The sequence below is a fragment of the Deinococcus alpinitundrae genome, assembly GCF_009982895.1.
In the GTDB taxonomy this organism is placed as follows: Bacteria; Deinococcota; Deinococci; order Deinococcales; family Deinococcaceae; genus Deinococcus; species Deinococcus alpinitundrae.
Genome location: NZ_WXZL01000004.1, coordinates 173,575 through 196,678 on the forward strand (window position 1 = coordinate 173,575; position 23,104 = coordinate 196,678).

The window sequence follows — 23,104 nt, forward strand, 5'->3', positions numbered from 1 at the left end:
TGCTACCCGCCTTGTACCGTGCTGAGGGGTCGCCGGTAGATGCCGCTGTCGCGTTCCAGCCAGCCGCGCATGACGAGTTCGCGCCGCAGGGTGAAGAAATCGGGGTGAAACGCGCCCAGCAGTTCGTTGACCTCACGCTCCGGATACGCGCGGCCCGGCTCGAAGGCCGAGCGCAGCACCTCCAGAATCACGTCCCGCTTTTTACGCTGGGCAGGAATGGAAATCAGCGTGCCGCCCTTCATGAATGTCCGCAGCACCCTGGCCCGGTAGCGCTCATCCTCGGTCTGCACCTCGGTTGGCGCTGCGCCCGGCACGGTCAGCGGGGGCCGCAGCAGCTCTGCCAGTGAGGGCGCGAGCGCGGCCACCTGTGCCCGGTAAAGCCGGTGGTGGCCCTGCTGCTGCGCCGTCATCAATCCCGCCGCGTCGAGCTGCGCGAGGTGGTGACTGACGGTGGCCGCCGAGAGGTTCAGGAGCCGGGCGAGGTCCTCGCCGCTGCGGGCCTCGTTCCAGGTCGAGCGCAGCAGCATCACGCGGGCCGGGTGCGCGAGCGCCTTGAACAGTTCGGCGGTGTCCTGGGCCGTGCTCACGATCCTGCCTGGGAAGCGGGTTCGGGAGTGATCTGGGGTCGTGTCCGGGCTCGGTCGGGATGTTTGGTCATTTCGATATTCCTCGAAACGAATCTAACTCACTTCGGACTTTATCGAAATGAGCCGACTGGCTTAGCCGGGGCGACGCTAGGCTGGCATCATGTGGCACCAGACCGAACTGACTCTGCGCCCGCAGCCGCGCGGCTTTCACCTGATCACCCGCGAGGTGCTGAGCGCCCTGCCGGAGCTGGCTGGCCTGCGCGTGGGCCTGCTGCAGGTGTTTATTCAGCACACCAGCGCCTCGCTGACCGTCAGCGAGAACGCCTCACCAGACGTGCGGTGCGACTTCGAGCGTTACTTCAACCACGCGGTACCGGACGGCTGGACCGACTTTACGCACACCCTGGAGGGCGACGACGACATGGCCGCGCACATCAAGGCCAGCGTGCTGGGAACCAGCCTGAGCCTGCCCATTCGGAGCGGCAGACTGGCGCTCGGTACCTGGCAGGGACTGTATCTGTGTGAGCACCGGGACAGGGGCGGCCCGCGCCGCTTGGTGCTCACGCTCACCGGCGAGCCTTGAAGGCGTGATAAGCTCAGGGAGCCGCGCCGCACCATGCGCCGAGCCGCTTTGCCCGTGACAATTCAGCCGTTTTCCCGCTCCCGGCTTCTCCTACATCCAAGCGGGCCGGGACACCACGCTCCTCTGCTTGCTGACGCCGTTCGCTTGGCCGGACACCTGCAGCCACTGCTCCTAACCGACCCACCGGGTGCGCCCCAGGCCGCGCTGCCCTCTCGCCTGGCCCCCGCCCCTCCCCTCATTTCCCGCGCCATTCCCAGGAGGAAGACGCCACAAGGAGCCTTGCCATGTCTCACCCCACTGAGCCGACCGCCCCCGAAACCGCCGCCACCCGCACGCCGGGCCGCGCCCCGCTGCGCAAACTGCGCGGGAATTACCGGGCCACCCAGCGCAACGGCGGGTACTACCTCCAGATTCCCGAGGCGTACTCGCCCGCCGGAGTGGACACTGACGATTGGGCCGCCGATCTGCTGACGCTGCGCGAGACGCTCGACGCCCGGCTCGATCCGCGCGTGGAAGTCAGCACCCAGGTGGGCGAGTTGCTGTGGCGCTTCAGCGCGACCAACGGCAGTCTCAACACCAGCGCCAGCTTCCAGGGCCGGGCGCAGGCGTTGCCCAAGTCGGTGGCGTAAACCAGCTCAGCCGCCCGCGCCCAGCTTGCCCAGCCACACGCCCACCGCAAACACCACGCCGCCGCCCACGATGACCTGCCAGATGGTCTGAGCCAGTGGGCTTTTCATAAAGTGGAATCGGATGTAGGCGATGATCAGCAGCTCGACGACGACCACGCCGTAGGCCAGCATCAGGGCAGTGTGAAGATCGGGCAGCAAGAAGGGCAGTGTGTGCAGCATCCCGCCGAGCAGCGTCGCCACGCCGGTGATGACCCCGCGCCCGATCGGCGTGCCGCGTCCCGAAACCACCCCGTCGTCGGACAGGGCCTCGGCCAGCCCCATGCTGATGGCCGCGCCCACAGAGGCGGCCAATCCCACGAAGAAAGCGTCGATCGGTTTGCCGGTCAGCCCGGCGGTGGCGAAGATCGGCGCGAGGGTGCTCACGGAGCCGTCCATCAGACCCAGCAGGGCAGGTTGCACCTTTTGCAGCACAAAGGTCTGGTTCTGGCTGGGCAAAACAGGCGAGGCGTCCAGGGAAGGGGCGGCCTCGACTTGGGGCGGCTTGTCAGTCATGCTCCGATTCTATGCTTGTTGGGAATCATTCTCAATAAGACATTCCGAGCGGATTAGGGCGGATTGAGTGCAAATCGTATGGGGCGTATAGAGCAGCAGCAAACCGGCGCGGTCCTTCAACGGGACCGCGCCGATTCATTGCGCTGGGTTGGGTGACACGGTCTGGCTTCTCACTCCGTTCAATGCCCTCTTAGGCCTTGCCCAGCGAGATGCTGCTCAAGGTTCCCCCGGCCAGCACGGTGGCGAACTCGTCGCCCGATAAGGTCTCGTGCTCGATTAAGGCCGTGACGATGTTGTGGGTGCGGTCGAGGTGGGTGCGCATCAGCTCCAGCATCCGCTGGTACTGCGCCTCGATCAGCGCCGAGACCTCCTCGTCGATGAGGCGGGCGGTGCGCGGGCCGTAGTTGCCGCTAATTGAGCCGCCCATGTACGGGCTGGCGTCGCTGCTCAGGGCCACCTTGCCAATCTTCTCGCTCATGCCCCACTCGGTCATCATCCGGCGGGCGATGCTGGTGGCCTGCTGGAAGTCGTTCTGCGCCCCAGTGGTCACTTCCCCGAAGACGATTTCCTCGGCGGCCCGACCCGCCAGCGCCACTGCGATCATGTCTTCGAGCGCCGCCTTGACGTAATGCACCCGGTCTTCCCGCAGCGGCATCATGTAGCCTGCGGCCCGGCCACGCGGCACGACGGTAAGTTTGTGAACGCGGTCGGCGTGCGGCAGCAACTGGGCCGCCAGCGCGTGTCCGACCTCGTGGTAGGCCGTCACCCGCCGGTCCTTCTCCCCGATCACCATGCTGCGCCGCTCCGGACCCATCAGCACCCGGTCCCTGGCCTCGTCGATGTCCTTGTTGGTGATCCGGCTCCGCTGCTCTCTGGCCGCCCCCAGCGCCGCCTCGTTCAGCAGGTTCTCCAGGTCCGCCCCCACCATCCCGGGCGTCTGCTTGGCGATGGCCGCCAAGTCCACGCTCAGATCGAGGGGCTTTTTACGGGCGTGGATCTTGAGGATGGTTTCTCGGCCCTTGACGTCCGGCGCGTCCACCACCACCTGCCGGTCAAAGCGTCCTGGGCGCAGCAGAGCCGCGTCCAGGACGTCGGGTCGGTTGGTCGCCGCCAGGATGATGATCTCGTGCGTCGTGCCGAAGCCGTCCATCTCGACCAGCAATTGATTGAGGGTCTGCTCGCGCTCGTCGTTGCCGCCCTGCATCCCCGAACCACGCTTGCGCCCCACCGCGTCGATCTCGTCGATGAACACGATGCAGGGTGAGGCCTTGCGGGCCTGCTCGAACAGATCGCGCACGCGCGCCGCACCGACGCCGACGAACATCTCCACGAAGTCCGAGCCACTGATCGAGAAGTAAGGGACTTTGGCTTCCCCAGCGACCGCACGGGCCAGCAAGGTCTTGCCACTTCCAGGGGGACCGACCAGCAGGATGCCGTGGGGGATGCGGGCGCCGAGAGCATGGTACTTCTCGGGATGCTTGAGGAAATCGACGACCTCGGTGAGATCGGCCTTGGCCTCGTCACACCCGGCCACATCGCCGAAGTTCACCTTGATCTGCCCTTCCTGAATCACGTTGGCCTTCGACTTCCCGAACTGACTGGCCCCGCCGCCCTGGTTGCCGCGCGCGCCGCGCCACACCAGCAGCAGCACCAGCCCGATCAGGATCAACGGCAGCAGCTGGGTGACCCAGCCGAACGGCGAGCCGCCGCCCACGATCTGGGTCGGCACATTGGCAGCCCGCAGAATGCCCAGCGTCTGGCCGGTGGGCGGCACGACCACGTCAAGCGGGCGGCCCTCACCCTGCACAGTGGCGCGCAGATTGCCGTCGCCGTCGAGCACCACGTTGCTGACCTTGCCCGCCCGCACGTCGGCCAGAAACGCCGAGGCGCTGTAGCCCTGCTCGTTCTGCGACGCCTGAACCGCTTGCTGCACCGGAGAAGTCTGCGCCTGTGCCGCGCCCGGCCCCAGGCTGCTCAGCCCCACACTGCCCAGCAAGGCCGCGCCCAGCAGCACTCTCCGCAAAACGCAGCGGCTGCGCCCGCCCACTTCGCCCGTTTGCCACCTGCTGCCGCTCCGTCCGCCCCGTGTCATACGCCATACTACGGCGCAGGGTGGCCCGGCGGCGAACCAAGTATGACAATTGCTGCCCGCCGAGAACGGCGGCCCTGACTGAAATGTGTGGGAAAACCCTGAGCACGCTTCAGATTGAAATCAGCCCGGCGGCATATGCTGATTGTATGCGTACTGCCTTTTTGCTCGGCTCACTGGCCCTCGGCCTCAGCGCCTGCACCGTCTCGGTTCAGTCCAACACGGGCCTCAGCGGCTCGCGCAGCAACCTCATCAGCAGCCTGCGCCCGGACCGGGGCGAGGGAGCCAGCTACGCGGTGGGCAGCCAGGTGCGTTTCAGCCTGACCACCCGCACGCCCGGCTACGTCACCCTCATCTCGCTCGATCCCAGCGGGCGCGGCAACGTGCTGATTCGCGGCGCGGCCGTGAACGCAGGCACGACCACCTTTCCGCGTGCCGAGGACGGCGTGAGCTACGACGTGGCGCCGCCGCTCGGCCTTCAGCGGGTGCGGGCCATCTTCACGCGGGTGCGCCCCACCGTAGACGTGGTGCTGCAAGGCCAGTACAGCGGCGACAGCTGGAACACCGTGACCACCTCGTACCTGCGCCCTTACGCTGCGCCCGACCGCGACGTGCAGGAGACCTTCTTCTACATCCGCTGAGCCTGCCGCCTCGCCAAGCGCCCCCACCCTTTTGCGGCTGGGGGCACTTTTTCGTGGCCCGCAGCGCAGGCGCTAAACTGAACGGATGACCGCGCCCGAGAATTCTGCTCCACACCCGCTCAGCTTTGCCGCCGCCAGTGCGCGGGTCGACGCCTACGTTTCGCAGTTCGAGGAAGGCTACTTCCCACCGCTCTTGCTGCTGGCCCGCCTCAGCGAGGAAGTCGGCGAGGTGGCCCGCGTGCTCTCGCACGAGAACGGCAAGACGCCCAAGGCCGGCGAGGCGGTGGGCGACTTGGAACTCGAACTCGCCGACGCCCTGTTCGTGATGATTTGCCTAGCCAACCAGCGCGGTTTGAACCTGGAGCAAGGCTTTGAGCGAATGATGCAGAAGGTGGAAACGCGCGATGCCCAGCGCTGGACCCGCAAGGACGCCAGCGAACCAGCCGGCACCCATGTGGCCGAGCCGCTGCACCCGCAACCCGCCGCCGATCCCCGCTACCCGATTGGCCCAGCGCCGGAACTGTCGGAGGTCTCGCCACTGGCCCGCGAACAGGCGGTCCGGGCCATCGCCGCGCTGCCCGCCGGGTTGCGCGCGGCGGTATCAGGCCTGGGCGAGACGCAGCTCGACGTGCCGTACCGGGAGGGCGGCTGGACGGTACGCCAGCTCGTTCACCACGTGGCCGACAGTCACATGAACGCCTACACCCGGCTCAAGCTGGCACTGACCGAGGAGCGGCCCACCATCAAGCCCTACGAGGAGCAGCTGTGGGCTGAGCTGGCCGACTCGGCGCTGCCGGTGGACCTCAGTTTGAAGTTGCTCGACAGCCTGCATCAGCGCTGGGCCAGCGTGCTGGAGAGCCTGAGCGAGGCGCAGTGGCAGCGCGAGTTCGTGCATCCGGGCAGCGGGCAGACCTTCACGCTGGCGCAGGCCGCCGTGCTGTATGAATGGCACGGCCAGCACCACACCGCCCACATCCTGCGGCTGCGCGAGCGGCGCGATTGGCGGTTGGAAGTCGGCTCGGCGAACGGATGACCGATCGACAGGTGGAAAGCAGGTGAACTACGACGATTTCGCCGATCTCTACGACCACCAGTACGACCTCTACCGCGACGATCTGCATTTCTACGGTCAGCTCGCTGAGCGCGTCGGCGGCGCGGTGCTGGAAATCGGTGCGGGCACGGGCCGGGTCACCGCTTACCTGAGTCGGCGCGGTGCGGACGTGACGGGCCTGGAGCCGAGCACCCGAATGCTGGACAAGGCCAGGACGCGGGCCGAGCGGGAGCAGCTGAGCCTCAAGCTGGTGCAGGGCGACGTCAAGACCTTCCAGCTGGAGCAGCGCTTCGAACTCATCATCGCCCCGTTCAATGCCCTGATGCACCTCTATACGCCCAACGAGCAGTTGCAGGCGCTGGAAAACATTCATGCCCACCTCGCACCCGGCGGCCAGCTGGTGTTTGACCTGAGCGTGCCGCGCTACGGCGCTCAAGCCACCCTGCGTCACGAGGGCGAGACCTTCTACGTGGGCCGCGAACGCACTGACGTCTTTCTGGTGCAGCGACTCGATGAGGTCAAGCAGCGCGTGACCACCGATTACTACGTGGATACGGTGGGCGACGACGGGGTGCTGCGCCGCCGATTCTTCAGCCTGGAGCAGCGCTACTTCAGCCGCTACGAGGTGGAATGGCTGCTCAGGTGCGCAGGCTTCGAGTCGCCGCGCGTGCAGGGCGGCTTTCAGGGTGGCCCGTTGACGGCGGCCACCGAGACCATGGTGTTTCTGACGCGGCGCAAATAAAGACCGGGAGCCGCCCAGCGCGCGAGCGGCTCCCGGTCTTTCTCAGGCAGCCTACTTTTTCTGCAACAGCGCAATATACGCTTTTAGGGCGTCGGCCTGCCGCCCCTGCTTGAAGGGATTGAAGGGGCCGCTGCCGGGACTGCCCCGTCCGGCCTGCTGGCCCTGGCCGTTCTGGCCCTGAGCGGTCTGACGCGGGCGGTTCTGGCCGCCAAACGCCCCGCCCGGCAGCCCCGGAATCCGGAAGCCGCCGCCCTGGCCGCTGCCGCCTGCCTTCTGCCGGGCCACGCGGCGCGCTTCCTGGCGCTTGAGGTCGAGGTCATCGAGGGCCGTCACCTGCTTGTCACTCAGGATCTTGTCCTCGATCTGGCTGAGGGTCTTGGTGGCGTCCGCCGCCGTGAGGCTGGCTGCGCTCTGGAGCTTTTGCAGCAGCGGCACCAGTTGCTTGGCCTGCGCCTTAGTCACGGCGTTGGCCTTGTCTTTTTCCAGTTCGGACAGCAGACTCACCCGGCTGGCGAGATCGAAGATGGACTGCATGGCCTGGAAGCGGGCGCGTTGGGCCGGGTCGAGCTGGCGCTGACCCGGCCTGTTCTGGCCCTGGGCAGGCTGGGTTTGCTGGGCCGAGGCCGCACCGAGCAGCACCGCGCCGAGCAGCAGGATTCTGGAGGCTGATTTCAACATGTCGTGAGCTCCTTGAACGGAAAAAGGATGGGTGCTGAACTGAACTGCTCAAGTCTTGGGCCGCCCTGTGCAGAAACCGCGTACATCCGGCGCTGAGACGGCGAAGGGCTTTTCCTGGCGGCGTTACTCGTACCGCAGACTGTCCACCGGGTCGAGCCGGGCCGCCTGCGCCGCCGGGTAGTAGCCGAAGAAGATGCCCACCAGGGCGCTGAAGAGAAAGGCAACGCCGACGGTCACCGGCGAGAAGACCGGGCTGATGCCGGCCAGCTTGCCCAGATACGCCGCACCCACACCCAGCACCAGCCCGATGACGCCGCCGCCCACTGACAGCACGAAGGCCTCCACCAGAAACTGGGTCAGGATGTCGCGGGGTTTCGCGCCCAGCGCCTTGCGAACGCCGATCTCGCGGGTGCGCTCGGTGACCGACACCAGCATGATGTTCATGATGCCGATGCCACCCACCAACAAGCTGATTCCAGCAATGGCACCCACCAGCAGGGTCAGGGTGGTGGTGATGCTGCTCAGACTTGCCAGCGAATCGGCCTGGTTCTGAATCTGAAAATCGTCGTTGGCCGGGTCGTCAATCTTGTGGCGGGTTTCTAGCAGGGCGGTGAGTTCGTCTTGCAGCGGGGTCAGGTCGGCGGCGGTGTTGGCCTGCACGTAGACGCTCTGCACGGTGGGCTGGCCGTTGCTGCGGGTGTTGGCAAAGCGCTGCTGATAGGTGGAGAGCGGCACCAGCACCTGCCCGTTGGGGTTGCCGAAGCCGCTGGCTCCCTTGTCGGGCAAGGTGCCCACCACCGTGAAGCTGACGCTGCCCAGCTTGATCTTCTGGCCCAGCGGATCGCCCTCGCCGTACAGATCCTGCGCCACCTGATACCCGATGACGGCCACCCGCTTGCGGCCCTTCACGTCGGCGTCGGTGAAGTAGCTGCCGGTTGCCAGTGGGCTGTTGCGCACCGTCTGGTAGGCAGGCCAGGTGCCGATGACGCTGGCCTGGGTGTTGGTGCTGCCCGCCTTGGCCTGCACGCTGCTCTGGGAAGTGGGGGCCACGCCTGCAATGCGCGCCGAGTAGAGTGCCGCGACGGCCTCGGCGTCTTTAAGGGTGATGGTCTGACGGGGGCCGCCGCGCACCAGCGAGCCGCCACCAAAGCTGCCGCGCACGCTGCCCACCGTCAGCAGGTTGGTGCCGAGCGCTTCCAGATTCTTGGTGACACCCGCCGTGCTGCCTGCGCCGATGGCGGTCAGGGCGATCACGGCGGCTACCCCGATGATGACGCCCAGGGCCGTGAGCATGCTGCGCAGCGGCGAACCCAGAATGGCCCGCCAGGCGATCGTCACCGCTCCGGCGAGGCCCAGGCCGCCGCCGGAGTGGGCGTGCGGCGTGGAGGGCTGAACCTGCACCGTCTCGCCGGGAAGGGGCCGGACCGTCACAGTCTGGCCTTCACAGTGCGGCCACCTCTCCCGGTTGGGCCGCGAAGCCGCGCCGGGGCGATTGCCGCACGTCACTCTCGATCAGACCGTCGCGCACCCGCACCACCCGCTCGGTGTACTCGGCGATGTCGGCCTCGTGCGTCACGATGACGACCGTGGTGCCCTCGGCGTGCAGCTCTCCGAACAGATTCATGACTTCCTCGGAGGTGTGCGAATCCAGATTCCCGGTGGGTTCGTCGGCCAGCAGCAGCCTCGGCGAGAGGGCAAGAGCGCGGGCCACCGCCACCCGCTGCTTTTGCCCGCCGCTGATCTGCGAGGGCAGGTTTCTCGCCTTGCTCTCCAACCCCACCCGGCTCAACACGTGCATGGCCCGCTCACGCCGCTCGGCCGCCGGGTATCCGGCGTAGGTCAGCGGCACCTCCACGTTTTCCAGCAGGTTCAAGCGCGGCAGCAGATGAAACGCCTGAAACACGAAGCCGATCTCCTGGTTTCTGGCCTCGGCCCGCTCGTTCTCGCTGAGAGAGGTCACGTCGCGCCCACCAAGGATGTAGCGGCCCTCGGAAGCGCGGTCGAGCAGGCCGATAATCTGCATCAGGGTGGTCTTCCCGCTGCCCGACGGCCCCATCAGGGCGACCATCTCGCCCGGGTTGATCATCAGGTCCACACCCCTGAGCGCCTCGAACACCACCTCGCCGGTCTGGTAGATCTTGCGAACGCCGCTGAGTTCCAGAACCGGCGTGCTCACCGTCCGCCCCCGAGGCCGCCGGGCGCACCGAACCCGCCCTGATTACGGGTGCCGGACGCCGCGCTGCCCGAATTGCCGGATGCCGCCCTCGACACCGTGCCCGGCAACTCCACCACGTCACCTTCCTTGAGGCCCGAGGTCACGATGATGTTGGTCCCGTCGTCCTCGCCGGTGCGAACGCGGGTGCGCTCGGCACTGCCGCCGGGCGTCTGGAGCTGCACATAGCTGCGGGTGCGCACCGACTCCACCGCCTTCTTGGGAATGATCAACCCGCTGGCCTGGCTCTGGATGACCTCGGCCTCGGCGGTCATGCCGGGGCGCAGCAGACCGTCCGGGTTGGGCAGCCGCACCGTGACCGTGAAGTAGGCGATGCCCGACTCGGTGGTGGCCTCGGGGCTGATGCGCGTCACCTTGCCCGCAAAGGTCTGGTCGCCCAGGGCGTCGAGCGTCACGTCGGCTCTTTGCCCCACCTTGACCGCGCCGATCTCGGTTTCGTCGACCTGCACTGGCAGATCGATCTGCGAGGCGTCAATCAGGGTGGCGATCACGGTGCCGCCCACGCTGCTGCCGGTCACGCTCTGCCCGGCGCTGACCGGCACGGTGGCGACGGTGCCGGTAATCGGCGCGTAGAGCTTGATTCCGGCGCGGGTCGTCTGGGCGTCCTGAAGGCCCACCTGCGCCTGCTGCACGGCGAGCTGGCTGCTGCTGAGGTCCTGCGCGCCGCTGGTCAGCCGGGCGCGCTGCTGGGTGCGCGCCGAGTCGAGCGCTTGCTGAGCAGTCGTGAGGCTTTGCCGGGCGTTCTGAACGGCAAGCTGGGCCGCCTGCAAATCCTGGGCGCTGAGGCCACCCACCGCGTAGAGCTGCTGCTGGTTGCTGAGCGTCTGCTGGGCCGCCGCGAGGCTGCTCTGGGCACTCTGCACCGTCTGAGACGCGCTAACAATGCTCTGGGCATCCTGGGCGCGGCTGCTGACCTGTGAGGCGCGCAGCGAGGCGAGCTGGGCCTGGGATTTTTGCAGGGCGAGCTGGGCGTTCTGCACCCCAGTGTCGGCGGTGGCGCTGCTCAGGCGGGCGATCAACTGGCCCCGGGTGACCTGATCGCCCACGGTGGGCACCAGCGTCAGCGTGCCGCCGGTGGTGGCCGAAACGCTGCTGCTGCTGGCCGCCGCCAGCGTGCCGGGACCGCTGACCGACACCCTGACCTCACCCTGGCTGACGGTGGCCGTCTGCACGGTGGGCACGTCAGCCGCCGCTGTCTTGCCGCGCTGAACAGAGTAGACGCCCGCGCCGCCGATCAGCAGGGCCGCCACGATCCACGGCCAGACCCGGCGCTTGCGGCGCTGCGGGATGCCCAGCGGTGCGGGCCGGGCGGGCGTGGACATTACAGCCCGCCCACTCCGGTGAGGTTATTGCCCGACGCCACCGAGAGGGCGGCCAGCGTATTGAGGGCGCTGGCTTGGGCCGCGACGCGGTTTTGCTGCGCCTGGGCGAGTGCCAGCTGCGACTTGAGCAGGTCCACCGCGCTGATCACGCCGGTCTTGAGGCGGGTCTGGTCCTGCTTGAAGTTGGTCTGGGCGTTGCCTTCTTTTTGCAGCGCCACGCCGAGCAGTTGCTGGGCATTGGCCGCCGACTGGTAGGCGCTGCTGAGCGCCGTGGCCGCGTTCTTGTTGGCGCTGTCGAGACTGCGCTGGGCGTTGGCGAGCGTGACCTTGGCGCTGCTGAGCGTCTGGGCGGGGGTAAAGTCGTTGCTGTACAAGGTCACGTTGAGCTGGGCCGCCGCCACCGCCTGCTGGGCCTGCACCACGTTGGGTAGGCGTGAGGTGAGGCCGTTGGCGAGGCTGGCCTGCGAGACCTTGAGGGCCGGAATGCTGCCCAGCCCGGTGGCCCGCACGTCGCTGCTCAGGCCGGTGAGGGCGGCGAGCTTTTGCGCGGCGATATTCACCTGGGCCTTGGCATCGGCCAGATTCTGTGTGCTGGCGTCGAGGCTGCTCTGGGCGTTCTTGAGATCGAGCGCGGTGGCGTTCTTGACATTGAGTTTGACCTGCACGACCTGCAGGTTCTTGGTGTCGCTCTGCACCTGCAAGGTTTGGAGGTCCACGTTCTGCTGGGCGGTGTAGAGGGCTGTGTAGGCGCTGAGGGCATTTTGCAGCCCGCCGATCCGGGCGCTCTGAAGCTGCACGGCGGCCAGCGCGGCGGCCTGCTGAGCGGCCAGGGTGTCGGCGGCCAAAGCACTGGGGTCGGCCAGGGTGGCTTTGAGGCTGGCCTGGGCCTTCTCCAGATTGGCCTGGGCGGTGCGCACGTCCGCGCCGTTACTCAGGGCAGCCTGGGTGGCGGCGCTGAGAGTGGTGCTGGTGGCCGCCTGGGCGGTGGCGAGCGGCAGCAGCCCGAGCGCGAGCGTGAGGGCAGTACGGCGGTTGAGGGTACGGCTCAGGGCAGGATGGGTCAGGGCAGGATGGGTCAGGGCAGGATGGGTCAGGGCAGGATGGGTCAGGGCAGGATGGGTCAGGACGGTGCGGTTCATTGGGGGCCTCCGGCGGCGAGTTGAAGTTTGAGAATACTCAGGGCGGCGGCGGCGCGGGCCGCCTGGGTATCGCGCCGGGCCTGGGCGTCGGCAGCCTCGGCACTGGTCACGTCGTTCTGGGTGCCGGTGCCAGCCGCGAGCCTGGCCCGCGCCGTTTGCAGGGCCACGTCAGCGCGCTGCTCCAGCGTCACCTTGGCCGTCACCGCGCCGAGCGCCGTCAGGGTATCGCCGTACTGCTGGCGCACCGCGAGTTCGGCAGTCTGGCGGGCCAGCGTCAGGCTCAGCTCCGCCTGCGAAACCTGCGCCTGGGTGCTGGCGATCTGGGCGTTGGCGGCGGGGCCATACACGGTATACGAGCCGCTCAGCGACAGGCTCAGGCTGCTGGCGGCGCTGCTGGCCTTCAGCGGCTGGGTGTAGCCCACATTGGCCGTGCCGTCTCTGAGGCTCAGGCCCGCGCCCAGCCCGCTGCCGCCGGGTCCGTAGTTGGCGCTCAGGGTCAGGTCCGGCAGCGTGCGGTTGCGCTGCTGCTCGGCCAGCGTGTCCTGCGCCGAGGCCAGGGTGTTGCGCGCCTGAACCACGTCGGAGCTGTTGGCGATGGCCTGCGCCACCAGCGCGTTCACGTCGCCGAGTCCCAGCGTGGTCAGGCCCGCCGCGTCGAGACTGGCGGGCAAGCTGGGTGGCGTGTCGAAGGTCGCCGCAGTCAGATCGGTACCGAGGGTGGCCGACAGCGAGCGCCGGGCCGTGTCGAGCGCTGCTGTGGCCGCCTGCTGGCTGGCCTGGGCGGTCTGAAGGCTGGCCTGGGCCTGCAACTCGCTTTCCTGGGTGGCGTTTTGCTGGCTGCGCTGAAGCTGCACAGCGCTGAGCGTCTGCTGGGCGCTTTGAAGATTCTGGGCCGCCACCTGAAGGTCAAGCTGGGCCAGATACGCGCTCTGGTACTGCTGCACCACGTTCGAGCGGGCGCTGTTGATGTTTTCCTGGCGCACCGCCTTGGCGTAATTCAGCGAGCGCTGGGCAGCAGCCAGGGCCGTGCGGTTACTGGCCCAGGGCAACACCCCGGCGGTGGCCTTGAGGTTGAGGCTGCCGTTCAGGCCGCTGCTGCCGGAACTGCTGCCAGTCCCGCCACTGTCCGTGCCACCACTCGCGGCGTCACCGCTGCCCGCCGCGCTGCTGTAACTGGCGTTGCCGCCGACCGTCACGTTCAGGCTCAGGCCTGCCTGCGCGGCGTCGAGGTCGCGCTGGGCACGGTTGAGCGCCAGGTTGGCCTGCACGACCTGCGGCGCACTGCCCAGCCGGGCCAGGGCGTCTGCGAGGCTCAGGCTGGTGGCGGGCGCGGGCGCGGCGGTTTGGGTTCCGGTGGGCCGGGTTCCGGTATTCTGGGCCAGGGCCTCTGGCAAACTGACCGCGCCGAGCAAGAGGGCAAAAGTCAGGGCTAGCGGGCGCATCGGGCCGCCTGAATGAGCGCAGGAAGCGCGGGTTGAGCAGCTGACTGAGCAGACACGGAGCACTGGACATTCATACACCGTATTCAACGGTTCTTTCGCCAACACCCCGCGCAGGCTTTGTGAAGATTTGTCGCAGACGATCTGCGCCGATGTGCGCCGAACCTTGATGCAGCTGACTTAAGCTGCCTTTACTTATGAGCGCGCTGATCCTGATTGTCGAAGACGAGCCGCACCTGGCCGATGTGCTGGAAGCCTACGCCAAGCAGGAGGGCTTTCGCAGTGAGCGGGCCGCCGACGGCAACGCGGCGCTGACCCTGTACCGGGCCGCCAAGCCCGACCTGGTGCTGCTCGACATCATGCTGCCGGGCAAGAACGGGCTGGACGTGCTGCGGGCCATTCGCGCCGACAGCGCCACCCCGGTCATTCTGGTGACGGCCCGCGCCGAGGAAAGCGACCACATCGTCGGCCTGGAACTCGGTGCGGATGATTACGTGGTCAAACCGTTCCGGCCCCGCGAGGTGATGGCGCGGGTGCGGGCGGTGCTGCGCCGGGCATCTGCCGTATTAGAAAGCGGCCAGGACACCCCGCTACGGGTGGGGCCACTCGACATTGACCGCCGGGCGGTGAGCGCCACCGTCAACGGCAAGGAACTGCAACTGACCCCCACCGAATTCCGGCTGCTCTCGCACCTGGCCGCCGCACCGGGCCGGGCCTACAGCCGCGAGGAACTGCTCGAAGCCGCCCTGCCCGACTCCGACGCCCTGGAGCGGGTGGTCGACGCCCATCTGGCAGGTGCGCGGCGCAAACTCGAAGCGGCGGGCGCGGCAGGGCTGCTCCACACTGTGCGCGGCGTGGGCTACCGCCTCTCGGAGATGTAAGCGGAGGGGCGAAGTGGGAAGCGTATAAAGGGCAGATGACCGAGGTGAACTTGTGAAACCGACCGCCAGCACCGTCAGCAGTGCGCCGGCGCTGACCGCTGCGCCAGTTGCGGAGAGCGAGGCGGTGCGGACCTGGCCGTGGCAGCGGCTGTCGGTCAGCATCATCGCGGCCATGCTGCTGATGATGGTGATCATGGCGCTGAGCATGATGGTTGTCTCGAACTACTCGCTGCACCAGCAGTTCGACAACATGCCGCCGGACGTTCGCGCCCAGTTCAACCAGGGCGACCCGGCGGGGCCGAGCGACGACGGCGACGCGGGCCGCAAGCTGGCCCAGGGCGTGACCCGGTCGTACTTCGTGCTGGTACCGCCTCAGGTCGAGAGCGGGCCGGGCAACCCGGCGGGCGGCCCCAGCGCGAGCATTCAGCCGCCGCGCTTGAGCCGGGTCGAGCGCGTGCGACGCGACCTGCTGAATAACCTCACCTGGGCCGTGGCGATTTCCGGTGTGGTGGCGGTGCTGATCGGCGCGCTGCTGGCCCGGCTGATCTCGCGCCCGGTGGACGAGGTGTCCAGGGCGGCCCAGCTGGTGTCGGGCGGCGACCTCTCGGCGCGGGCGCGGCAGTGGCCCGGCACTTCCGAACTGGTTCACCTGACGCGCAACTTCAACCGCATGGCCGGAAGCCTCGATCTGCTGGAGCGCGAGCGCCGCGCGATGATCGCCGACATTGCCCACGAGCTGCGCACGCCACTGGCGGTGGTGCAGGCCCGCCTCGACGCCTTCGAGGACGGGGTGCTCGATCCCACCCCGGCAGAGCTGGCGCTGGTCTCGATGCAGATCGGACTGCTGACCCGGCTGGTGGGCGATTTGCGGACCCTGTCATTGGCCGACGCCGGGCGGCTACCGCTGCAACTCGCGCCGCTCGACCTCTCGGCCCTGGTCTTGCGCATCAGCCAGTCGTTTGCCAGCAAGGCGCAGGCGGCCAACATTCACCTGGCCCTCCAGGTGCCGCCCGGCGAGCTGCCCACCCTTGCCGACCGCGACCGGCTGGGGCAGGTGCTGATCAATCTGCTGGAAAATGCCCTGCGTTACACCCCGGCAGGCGGCCAGATCAGTGTCTCGACGCGGGCCTACTCGGGGCAGGCACAGACAGGTCAGGCGGTGCTGAGCGTGCGCGACTCCGGCCCCGGCTTTCCGGCGGGCAGCGAGCAGCAGGTCTTCTCGCGCTTTTTCCGGGGCGACCAGAGCCGCACCCGCGATTCGGGCGGCAGCGGGCTGGGGCTGGCCATCGTCTCGGCGCTGGTGCAGGCGCACGGCGGCGCGGTGGTGGCCCGCAACGCCCTCTCCGGCGGCGCGGAAGTCGAGGTGAGGTTGCCGTTGCACGAGGAGCCGCCCGAGCAGGTGTGGAGCGACCTGCCCGCCCAATCAGCAGCGCGTCAGCCAGGATAGAGCAGCGCCACTGCAACAAGACTTGATCGCTACACTGCTTTCATGCTGCTGAGCTTTGATTGGGACGCTGCCTCGGGCTGCCGCGAACTGGTCTTCGACGCGCCGATCTGGGGCAGCCCCGACCGCGAGTCTGACCGGCTGGCCGCCTGGCAGCTGCGCGCCCTCAAACGCGACGCGGGAGCGGAGGGCTGGGCCGCCCTGGGCACCGACTTTCCGCTGTATCCCGGCTGGGAACTGTTCAGTCAGTACGCGGGCCTGCCCACCTTCGTGGCCTGGAGCCACGCCCACGCCTGGGCCTGGCTGGAAGCCTTTCCGGGCCGAGAAGTGCTGAACATCGACAGCCACCACGACCTGACGGCGCTCAGTGGCAACCCGGCTAGGCTGCGACCCGGCAACTGGGCGGGCCTGGGCTTGGCGAAGGGGCTAATCTCGCGCTACGAGGTGCGCTATCCGGCCTGGCATGCCGAGCTGCCGGTGACCGAGGGTTTTGATCTGGCGCGCACTGAGCGGGAACTTGCCGCGCTGCTGAGCGCCGAGGTGCTGAACCGGGTGGCGCTCAGCCGGGCCGACCCGCCCTTGCAGGGCGACGCCTCCCCCCTCCCCCCGAAGCGTGAAGTCGAGGCACTGCTGCTGGTGCAGTCGCCGTCGTGGACGAGTCCGGCGCACGATCCGGCCTTCATGGGGTTGGCCTCGGCGCTGGGGGCACAGGTGCTGAGTGAACCGTACCGGCGGCCCTGGCCGGGCGCTCAGCGGCTAAACTGAGCGGACTTCGGGAGTCGGCTCGTCGCCGCGCTGTCCCGGAGGGCTACCTATGTCCGTTTGCTTTTTCCGCTTCCTGAGAGGCTCAATCCACCCATGCCCGGCGTTTCGAAATCCAGCACACCCGGTCCCCTCTACTATCAGGTGGGCGTCTTCGCGCTGGTGCGCAGCAAGGACACCTACCTGACGGTCGAACCGCCGCTGCCGCTGCTGCCGGGAACCGTGCAGTTGCCGGGCCTGCTGCTCGGCAGTCCCAGCGGCGCGGGCCTGGCCGAGACCGGGCTGCGCCGCGCCCTGCTCTCACAGGTGGGCCTCTCGATCGGCCCACTGAATCTGGTGGGCAGCTTCGCCGTGCGGCTGCCGGAAGGCGACTCGCGCCTGAGCCTGATTTTCGGCAGCGAGTATGTGTCGGGCATTCTCAACCCCAGTTCGGAGGTGCGCGGCGCCCAGTGGCACTCACCGCCGGAACTGCGCGATCTGGGCGCGCCCGAGTGGCTGTTTTCAGCGATTCACGAGTATCAGCTGCTCAGCGGCGCGCTGCCCGGCGAGGACGATAAGCGCCCGCGCAAGCTGCTGCTGCGCTCGATTCTGGGCCGCAGAGAAGAGTAGAGCGTCGAGTAAGCGCCTCAGCTCTGCTCGCCGCGCAGCCAGTCCCACACCGCCGCGCGCGCCAGGGGCCGGAAACCGAATGCCTGCACGGCGGGCGCGGCGATGTCCAGCACACTGTAGGGATTGTAGAAAGCCAGGTGAAGGTCGGGCGCGGCACTCCTCAGGGCAAGCTGGCGCTGGCGCTGGGTGGTCGCCAGGATCAGCGGGCGCGCCCCGGCGTCCCGGCGCACTTCTTCCCAGTCCAGCTCGGCGGGGTCGTCGTAGGCGTGCAGTTCGACGTCGTACCACGCGCCGAGTTCGTCGGCCAGCATCTGGGCCTCCACGCTGGCCTCGCTGACGTTCTCGCGCACCGTGCGGCGCTGGGCCACCAGAACCAGACGGCTCCCCGGTGCGATCGGCTGCGGGTCGCCCACCAGACCCAGCCCCCGCGCCCAGGCCCGCTGGAAGAGAGCCTCGTCGCCCGAATCCACCGCGCCTTCTTCGATCCGCACCGGGAACTGCCGGGCCAGTGCGGAGAGCCGGGCCAGCTTGTCGGACACGTCCAGCCCAGCGTCCAGCGCGGCCTGCACCGCGTCCAGGGTGGCCTGCTGGGCTTCCCTGCGGCCCAGCGCCATCACCATGTCAGCCCCAGCGTTCAGGCTCATGACTGCCGCCTCGCCGCGCCCGTAGTGGGCGTCGATGGCCTGCATGCCCATGCTGTCGGTGATGATGACGCCTTCGTAGTGCCACGACTCACGCAGCAACCCGCTCAGAATGGGCCGTGAGAGGGTGGCGGGCTGCTCAGGATCGAGGGCGTCGTAGATGATGTGGGCGGTCATCACGGCGGGGGCGAGGTCGAGGCAGGCCCGGAACGGCGCGAGTTCCAGAGCATTGAGTTCGGCAAGCGGTTTGCTGACCCTCGGCAGGGCGCGGTGCGAATCGAGTCGGGTGTCGCCGTGCCCAGGAAAGTGCTTGACGCAGCCCGCCACCCCTTCACGCGTCAGTCCGCGCAGGGCCGCCGCGCCGTGCCGGGCCACCACTTCCGGCGAGTCGCTGTAGGCACGCTCGGCGATCACCGGATTCTCGGGATTCACGTTCACGTCGAGGACCGGGGCGAAGTTCCAGTTGATGCCCACCGACACGAGCTGCCGGGCCAGGGCCGCTGAGACGTCCTCGGTGAGGGCCAAGTCGCCCGCGTGGCCGAGACCCATGGCGCTGGGCGCGGCGGACCAGAAAGTGGGCCGGATAATCGCGCCGCCCTCGTGATCTATGGCGATCAAGGCTTCTTCGCCCATCACGGCGCGCAGCTCCCGGCACAGGGTGCGGAGCTGCGATTCGCTCTCCACATTCTTGCCGAACAGACACACTGCCCGGATGCCATTGGCACGCAGGTACCCGGCCGTTTCGGAATCGAGGCGGGGACCGGGAAGATCCACCATCAGGAGGGCACCGGCTCGCGGCGCAGGGGAAGAGCGGGTCATGGCGGCAGGCTAGCAGACGGTGCAGCACCGGTTGACCACTCGTCGCCCGACCGCTCAGCCCCGCCGCACCAGCAGCGGCCCGGCTGGACCGAGCGTCACGCCGGGGCGGGGGGTGGGGTTGCCGCGCACGGCCACCAGCGGCGGCAGAGTGCCCAGCGCCGTTTCCAGCATCAGGTTGGCCAAATGCATGCCCAGGCACAGGCGTTCGCCGCCGCCGAACGGCAGGTAGGCCCAGGCGGGGGGTTTGAATCCGGCCTGCCAGCGCAGGGGCCAGAACTCGCCGGGTCGCGCCCACAATGCCGGGTCGCGCCCACTCAGGTAGGGGCTGTAAAGGGCCAGCGCGCCTCTGGGCAGCCTGACGCCCTCGAATTCAGTGTCGTGGGCCAGGCGGCGGCTGCCCATCCAGCCGGGCGGGTACAGCCGCAGGGTTTCCTTGACGACGGCCTTGTGGTGCTGAGGCGGCTGCCACTCGGGATGGCCCGCCAGAAACCAGCTGGCCCAGGCCAGGGTGTGGGTGGTGGTGTCGTGGCCCGCCGCCAGCGAGATGCGCGCCTCGCGCACGCCGCCGGGCAGCCGGGCCAGCAGCGAGAGCAGATCGTCGCCGCCCGCCCTCAATCGCCGCCCGGCCAGCCGCTGCAACTCGGCGTCGAAGCGGGCAAACAGCAGCGGGCGTGGCCAGGCCGGAGCCGGGAAGGGTCGGCGCAGCGGAGCCAGAAAAGCGTGCATGAGTTCCTGGGGAAACTCACCGCTGAAATAGGCCGCGTTCAGCATCGCCAGCACCGCGCCGTCGGCCCAGGCCAAAGCGTCGAACTCGGGCGCGCTGAGGGCGCGGCGGTTGTAATGCTCCAGCGCCGAGACGATTCGCTCCTGCAACACGTCCAGGTGCTTTTTTCCGAAGCCCGGATTCATACTCTGGCGGCGCGGACCGTGCCCCGGCGCGTCGGTCAGGATGACGCCGCCCGAGAGGTACGGCACCACCGCCGAAAAGCTGCCCGCGCTGCGAAAGGTGGCGAGATCGCTCAGCAGCCGCTTGTTCCAGGCGGGCGAGTAGCCGACGACGGTTTTGAGGCCCAGTCGCAGCCCGAACAAGCGCTGGCCCGACCCCGATTGGCCCAACGCCACTCGGCTCAGCGCCGCGCCCTCCTCGATGAGTGGGAGTGGCGCGCCGCCCCAGCGTTGCAGGTGGCCGGAAACCGGCAGGGACCGGGGCTGCGGCAGATCACGGAAATTCAACGCGTCGCGCCCACTGGCCCGTTTGCCTGACCGCCCAGGTCGTCGTAGGGCAGCCCGAAGAGCTGGCCCGCACCGTTCCAGCCGCTGAGCAGACTGAGCGGCACGCCGCCGCCGGGGTGAACCGTGCCGCCCACCTGCACCAGATTGCGCGCGCCGGGGTGTGTCCAGCCGGGGCGCAGGCTGCCCGTCAACCCGTGCGGGGCCTGACCGTAGAGTGCGCCGCGCTCGCCGGTCAGGGCGTAGAGCGCCGGGTCGATCGGCAGCCAGCTCGTGATCGGCAGCGGTCCATATTTCTCGCCGTAGCGGGCCTGGAGTGTGCCGAGCAGCGCCGCACCATAAGCGTAGGAATCGGCCACCGCGCGCGGATCGGGCGGCGCGTTGACCAGCACGAAGGCACGATTGCCGTCGAGATGCAGGTACAGCGCCGGATCGCCGGGCAGCTGGCCCGAGGCGATATCGCGCCACTCCTGGCGGTACTCTGCCGGAAAGAACAGATGGTGGGCGCGGCCCAGGTCGCCTTCCAATCGCAGTTGCAGGGCAAAGCCGCTGACACCGCGCGGTGACTTGTCGGACGGCTGGCCCAGCCAGCGGGCGGTCAGGCTACGGTCCACGGCACTCACCCAGCGCTCGGCGCTGAAGGCCCCCTGGTCGGTGTGCACGCCCATGATCCGGCTGCCGGAGCGGATCAGGTGCTTGACCGTGACGCCGTACTCGAATCTCACGCCCGCTGCCCCCGCCTGCTCGGCCAGACGCTGCGCCAGCGCGCCCAGTCCACCCGACTCACCCTCGCCCAGATGCCAGACGCCCAGCCCCAGTTCTACCCAGGCGACGTTGTGCAGCACCGCCGGGGCCTTGTAGGGATTGGCCCCCAGATAGGTGGCAAAGCGCAGCCAGAAGGGAGTGAGCAGCGGCCCGCTCTGCACCAGCTGCGAGAGCTTGGCCCAGGGCGCGGCGCGGCCTCCTTTCGTCAGGGCATAGCGGGCCAGCTTCAGCTTGCCCGGCGGCGGCCCGAAGATGAAGGTGGGCGCGGCGTCGCGGTACATCCGGCGGGACAGCTCTAGCAACCGGGTGTACTGGCGGGCCTCGCGGCGGCTGAGCTGCGCCAGGGTGCTGTCCAGGCTTCCCGCCACCTCCAGCGCCTCGGGGGCGAAGGTGCGGCCAGCGAGTTTGCCCGCATAGTGGTAGGTGGTGGTGGGCCGTGCCGGGGTCAGGAGCGGCTCGGGTAAGTTCAGGCGCTGGTACAGGCCCCGGAAGATATTCGGCATGGTCACGACAGTGGGGCCGCTGGAAAAGTCCGGCCAGCCGAGCGCCGCCTTGCCGCCGGGGCGCTCGAGCTGGTCGAGCACCGTTACCTGCGCCCCGGCCTGCGAGAGCCGCAGCGCCGCCGCCAGTCCGGCAAAGCCCGCGCCGATTACGATGACGCTGCTGGGCCGTGAACGGGTCATGGCTGCCAAGATACACGGCCCGGCTCCGCGAGACTGAAGGAGAGCATGCTCAGGGCGGAAGCGCGTCACCTTGACCTGAGGCGGCTCAGGGCTGCGCTTTATCGCTCAGGGCTGCTCGTTGCCGCCGTTGACGCCGTAAACCTGTCCGGTGGCGTAGCTCGATTCCTGCGAGGCCAGCGTCACGTAAGCCGGGGCCAGCTCCACCGGCTGCCCGGCGCGGCCCATCGGTGTCTGGGCACCGAAGGTCGGAATCTTGTCGGGCGCCTGCCCGCCAGTAACTTGCAGCGGTGTCCAGATCGGCCCCGGAGCCACCGCATTGACCCGGATGCCCCTGGGCGCAAGCTGCTTGGCCATAGATTTGGTAAACGACACGATGCAGGCTTTGGTCTGGGCGTAGTCCACTAGATTGGCCGAGGGGTCATACGCCTGCTCGGAAGCGGTGTTGATGATAGCCGCGCCTGCCGTCAGGTGCGGCAAGGCCGCCTTGGTGATCCAGAACATGGCGTAGACGTTGGTCTTGAAGGTGGCGTCGAACTGCTCAGTGGTGATGTCGATCAAAGAGGGCTGCTGCTGCTGCTTGCCCGCGTTGTTGACCAGAATGTCCAGCCCACCGAGTTCGCGCACGGCGTCGGCCACCAGCTTGATGCAAAAGGCCTCGCTGCGAATGTCGCCGGGCAGCGCCACACCCTTGCGGCCCGACGCACGAATCAGAGTGATGACCTCGCGGGCGTCACTCTCCTCGGCGGGCAGATAATTGATGGCCACGTCGGCTCCCTCGCGGGCAAAAGCGATGGCGGCGGCCCGTCCGATGCCCGAGTCGCCGCCGGTAACCAGCGCCTTGCGGCCCAGCAGTCGCCCGCTGCCCCGGTAGCTCGTCTCGCCGTGGTCGGGTAGCGGCACCATCTTGCTCGCCAGGCCCGGCCAGGGCTGCTGCTGCTTGGGAAACGGCGGGCGCGGATACTCGGTCAACGGATTGCGCTTGACGCTCAGCGGTGGAGCGGCCTGGGCAGGCTGGGCGGCAGCCTGCTGCGCCAGCACCGAGGGCGTCAGCAGCGGCGCGGTGAGGGCGGCGGCCATTCCACTACCGAGCTTGCCGAGCACCTTGCGCCGGGTGGTGCGGGGAGTCTTCGCATCGTCACTCATCTTCATTCGCTCCTTTCGGCCCGTGTTCGCCCGATGCATCTGCTTGCCGCAGCGGACCGAACAGCCGTCTGGACATATTCTTGAAGGCCGCCTTTCACTCAGCATGAGGCCGCCTTAACCCCCACCTCGGCTGACCTTGGGTCCGGGTTAGCTTTGCTGTGGGCCGGCGCAGGCCCAGACGAACCGGCCTTCAGCTGGTCTCCGAAGCGGCCCTTCGCGCCGCGACTGCGTATTCGGACACCTGGGCTGAACGGCTCGCGGCACGCCCGGCACTTTTCGTATCTCGCGTTCAGCGTTCTCGGCGGCGCGGCGGGCAGCGTCTGTAAGCGCGGAATGGTGGAGGCCGGTCGCTCAAGCTGAGGCCCCGATGGAACCCGAAGCCCGGCAATGAAATGCAGGATGCTTTTGTTGCCTACTGTGATTTGATGGTGTATCTTGTGCC

22 protein-coding genes are annotated in these 23,104 nt (G+C 68.2%); 9 read left to right on the forward strand and 13 right to left on the reverse strand.

Annotated features, from left to right (window positions below; genetic code table 11):
* Window positions 1–2: 2 nt before the first annotated feature.
* Window positions 3–587: a DUF2087 domain-containing protein gene (locus GUI70_RS05280; protein WP_161881249.1), complete on the reverse strand. Its 585-nt coding sequence runs from the start codon at window positions 585–587 to the stop codon at window positions 3–5.
* A gap of 160 nt (window positions 588–747) precedes the next feature.
* Here GUI70_RS05280 and GUI70_RS05285 point away from each other — a divergent pair, with 160 nt between their 5' ends.
* The gene (locus GUI70_RS05285; protein ID WP_161881250.1) at window positions 748–1,170 is read left to right on the forward strand and encodes a secondary thiamine-phosphate synthase enzyme YjbQ; all 423 of its coding nucleotides are present in this window, start codon (window positions 748–750) and stop codon (window positions 1,168–1,170) included.
* Between the two features lie 284 nt (window positions 1,171–1,454).
* Window positions 1,455–1,799: a hypothetical protein gene (locus GUI70_RS05290; protein ID WP_161881251.1), complete on the forward strand. Its 345-nt coding sequence runs from the start codon at window positions 1,455–1,457 to the stop codon at window positions 1,797–1,799.
* A gap of 6 nt (window positions 1,800–1,805) precedes the next feature.
* On the opposite strand, the gene GUI70_RS05295 is transcribed toward GUI70_RS05290, so the two are convergent.
* Both GUI70_RS05295 and ftsH read right to left on the reverse strand, forming a co-directional pair.
* Window positions 1,806–2,351, reverse strand: a complete 546-nt coding sequence (locus tag GUI70_RS05295; RefSeq protein WP_237724712.1) for a VIT1/CCC1 transporter family protein — start codon at window positions 2,349–2,351, stop codon at window positions 1,806–1,808.
* Window positions 2,352–2,541: 190 nt separating this feature from the next.
* Window positions 2,542–4,443 (reverse strand): ATP-dependent zinc metalloprotease FtsH, encoded by a 1,902-nt coding sequence (gene ftsH / locus GUI70_RS05300; RefSeq protein ID WP_161881252.1) that lies wholly within the window; start codon window positions 4,441–4,443, stop codon window positions 2,542–2,544.
* Between the two features lie 146 nt (window positions 4,444–4,589).
* Between ftsH and GUI70_RS05305 the strand changes: the two genes are divergently transcribed.
* The 3 genes from GUI70_RS05305 (at window position 4,590) to GUI70_RS05315 (ending at window position 6,874) form a co-directional block, all read left to right on the forward strand.
* Window positions 4,590–5,081 carry a DUF4384 domain-containing protein gene (locus GUI70_RS05305; RefSeq protein ID WP_161881253.1) on the forward strand — a complete coding sequence of 164 codons (492 nt, stop codon included), beginning with the start codon at window positions 4,590–4,592 and terminating at the stop codon, window positions 5,079–5,081.
* A gap of 85 nt (window positions 5,082–5,166) precedes the next feature.
* Window positions 5,167–6,114, forward strand: a complete 948-nt coding sequence (locus GUI70_RS25140) for a YfiT family bacillithiol transferase (protein ID WP_161881254.1) — start codon at window positions 5,167–5,169, stop codon at window positions 6,112–6,114.
* A 22-nt stretch (window positions 6,115–6,136) separates the two neighbouring features.
* Complete coding sequence (locus GUI70_RS05315; RefSeq protein WP_161881255.1) at window positions 6,137–6,874, forward strand: class I SAM-dependent methyltransferase; 738 nt, start codon at window positions 6,137–6,139, stop codon at window positions 6,872–6,874.
* 51 nt (window positions 6,875–6,925) lie between these two features.
* Here GUI70_RS05315 and GUI70_RS05320 read toward each other — a convergent pair whose 3' ends face one another.
* The 6 genes from GUI70_RS05320 to GUI70_RS05345 form a co-directional block, all read right to left on the reverse strand.
* Window positions 6,926–7,552, reverse strand: a complete 627-nt coding sequence (locus GUI70_RS05320) for a hypothetical protein (RefSeq protein ID WP_161881256.1) — start codon at window positions 7,550–7,552, stop codon at window positions 6,926–6,928.
* A gap of 123 nt (window positions 7,553–7,675) precedes the next feature.
* Window positions 7,676–8,983 (reverse strand): ABC transporter permease, encoded by a 1,308-nt coding sequence (locus tag GUI70_RS05325; RefSeq protein ID WP_202630406.1) that lies wholly within the window; start codon window positions 8,981–8,983, stop codon window positions 7,676–7,678.
* Between the two features lie 10 nt (window positions 8,984–8,993).
* Window positions 8,994–9,728, reverse strand: a complete 735-nt coding sequence (locus tag GUI70_RS05330) for an ABC transporter ATP-binding protein (protein WP_161881257.1) — start codon at window positions 9,726–9,728, stop codon at window positions 8,994–8,996.
* Entirely contained in the window at window positions 9,725–11,107 is a 1,383-nt protein-coding gene (locus GUI70_RS05335) for an efflux RND transporter periplasmic adaptor subunit (RefSeq protein WP_161881258.1), read from the reverse strand. The genes GUI70_RS05330 and GUI70_RS05335 overlap by 4 nt, the downstream gene beginning before the upstream one ends.
* Window positions 11,107–12,246: a TolC family protein gene (locus GUI70_RS05340; protein ID WP_161881259.1), complete on the reverse strand. Its 1,140-nt coding sequence runs from the start codon at window positions 12,244–12,246 to the stop codon at window positions 11,107–11,109. Before GUI70_RS05340 ends, GUI70_RS05335 begins: the two co-directional genes overlap by 1 nt.
* Window positions 12,243–13,688, reverse strand: coding sequence for a TolC family protein (locus GUI70_RS05345; protein ID WP_161881260.1), 1,446 nt, complete (start codon window positions 13,686–13,688; stop codon window positions 12,243–12,245). The genes GUI70_RS05340 and GUI70_RS05345 overlap by 4 nt, the downstream gene beginning before the upstream one ends.
* A gap of 194 nt (window positions 13,689–13,882) precedes the next feature.
* Between GUI70_RS05345 and GUI70_RS05350 the strand changes: the two genes are divergently transcribed.
* The 4 genes from GUI70_RS05350 (at window position 13,883) to GUI70_RS05365 (ending at window position 17,381) form a co-directional block, all read left to right on the forward strand.
* Window positions 13,883–14,566 (forward strand): response regulator, encoded by a 684-nt coding sequence (locus GUI70_RS05350; protein WP_161881261.1) that lies wholly within the window; start codon window positions 13,883–13,885, stop codon window positions 14,564–14,566.
* A 52-nt stretch (window positions 14,567–14,618) separates the two neighbouring features.
* Window positions 14,619–16,013, forward strand: coding sequence for a sensor histidine kinase (locus GUI70_RS05355; RefSeq protein WP_161881262.1), 1,395 nt, complete (start codon window positions 14,619–14,621; stop codon window positions 16,011–16,013).
* Window positions 16,014–16,055: 42 nt separating this feature from the next.
* Window positions 16,056–16,775 (forward strand): arginase, encoded by a 720-nt coding sequence (locus GUI70_RS05360; RefSeq protein ID WP_161881263.1) that lies wholly within the window; start codon window positions 16,056–16,058, stop codon window positions 16,773–16,775.
* Window positions 16,776–16,868: 93 nt separating this feature from the next.
* Entirely contained in the window at window positions 16,869–17,381 is a 513-nt protein-coding gene (locus GUI70_RS05365; protein ID WP_161881264.1) for an NUDIX hydrolase, read from the forward strand.
* Window positions 17,382–17,398: 17 nt separating this feature from the next.
* Here GUI70_RS05365 and nagZ read toward each other — a convergent pair whose 3' ends face one another.
* The 4 genes from nagZ to GUI70_RS05385 all read right to left on the reverse strand — a co-directional run bounded on the left by nagZ (window position 17,399) and on the right by GUI70_RS05385 (window position 22,662).
* On the reverse strand, window positions 17,399–18,841 hold the full coding sequence (gene nagZ / locus GUI70_RS05370; protein ID WP_237724713.1) for a beta-N-acetylhexosaminidase: 1,443 nt from the start codon (window positions 18,839–18,841) through the stop codon (window positions 17,399–17,401).
* Between the two features lie 54 nt (window positions 18,842–18,895).
* A complete protein-coding gene (locus GUI70_RS05375) occupies window positions 18,896–20,074 on the reverse strand; it encodes a cytochrome P450 (protein ID WP_161881265.1) in 1,179 nt (392 codons plus the stop codon).
* Window positions 20,071–21,531 (reverse strand): phytoene desaturase family protein, encoded by a 1,461-nt coding sequence (locus GUI70_RS05380; protein ID WP_272952835.1) that lies wholly within the window; start codon window positions 21,529–21,531, stop codon window positions 20,071–20,073. Before GUI70_RS05380 ends, GUI70_RS05375 begins: the two co-directional genes overlap by 4 nt.
* A 93-nt stretch (window positions 21,532–21,624) precedes the next feature.
* Window positions 21,625–22,662, reverse strand: coding sequence for an SDR family oxidoreductase (locus GUI70_RS05385; protein ID WP_272952822.1), 1,038 nt, complete (start codon window positions 22,660–22,662; stop codon window positions 21,625–21,627).
* Between the last annotated feature and the right edge of the window lie 442 nt (window positions 22,663–23,104).

What these genes read in the sequence shown, in the direction of transcription:
- GUI70_RS05285 (WP_161881250.1), top strand. Translation starts at nt 748, where the DNA reads ATGTGGCACCAGACCGAACTGACTCTGCGCCCGCAGCCGCGCGGCTTT.
- GUI70_RS05290 (WP_161881251.1), top strand. Translation starts at nt 1,455, where the DNA reads ATGTCTCACCCCACTGAGCCGACCGCCCCCGAAACCGCCGCCACCCGC.
- GUI70_RS05295 (WP_237724712.1), bottom strand. Translation starts at nt 2,351, where the DNA reads ATGACTGACAAGCCGCCCCAAGTCGAGGCCGCCCCTTCCCTGGACGCC.
- ftsH (WP_161881252.1), bottom strand. Translation starts at nt 4,443, where the DNA reads ATGACACGGGGCGGACGGAGCGGCAGCAGGTGGCAAACGGGCGAAGTG.
- GUI70_RS05305 (WP_161881253.1), top strand. Translation starts at nt 4,590, where the DNA reads ATGCGTACTGCCTTTTTGCTCGGCTCACTGGCCCTCGGCCTCAGCGCC.
- GUI70_RS25140 (WP_161881254.1), top strand. Translation starts at nt 5,167, where the DNA reads ATGACCGCGCCCGAGAATTCTGCTCCACACCCGCTCAGCTTTGCCGCC.
- GUI70_RS05320 (WP_161881256.1), bottom strand. Translation starts at nt 7,552, where the DNA reads ATGTTGAAATCAGCCTCCAGAATCCTGCTGCTCGGCGCGGTGCTGCTC.
- GUI70_RS05335 (WP_161881258.1), bottom strand. Translation starts at nt 11,107, where the DNA reads ATGTCCACGCCCGCCCGGCCCGCACCGCTGGGCATCCCGCAGCGCCGC.
- GUI70_RS05340 (WP_161881259.1), bottom strand. Translation starts at nt 12,246, where the DNA reads ATGAACCGCACCGTCCTGACCCATCCTGCCCTGACCCATCCTGCCCTG.
- GUI70_RS05345 (WP_161881260.1), bottom strand. Translation starts at nt 13,688, where the DNA reads ATGCGCCCGCTAGCCCTGACTTTTGCCCTCTTGCTCGGCGCGGTCAGT.
- GUI70_RS05350 (WP_161881261.1), top strand. Translation starts at nt 13,883, where the DNA reads ATGAGCGCGCTGATCCTGATTGTCGAAGACGAGCCGCACCTGGCCGAT.
- GUI70_RS05360 (WP_161881263.1), top strand. Translation starts at nt 16,056, where the DNA reads ATGCTGCTGAGCTTTGATTGGGACGCTGCCTCGGGCTGCCGCGAACTG.
- GUI70_RS05365 (WP_161881264.1), top strand. Translation starts at nt 16,869, where the DNA reads ATGCCCGGCGTTTCGAAATCCAGCACACCCGGTCCCCTCTACTATCAG.
- nagZ (WP_237724713.1), bottom strand. Translation starts at nt 18,841, where the DNA reads ATGACCCGCTCTTCCCCTGCGCCGCGAGCCGGTGCCCTCCTGATGGTG.
- GUI70_RS05385 (WP_272952822.1), bottom strand. Translation starts at nt 22,662, where the DNA reads ATGAGTGACGATGCGAAGACTCCCCGCACCACCCGGCGCAAGGTGCTC.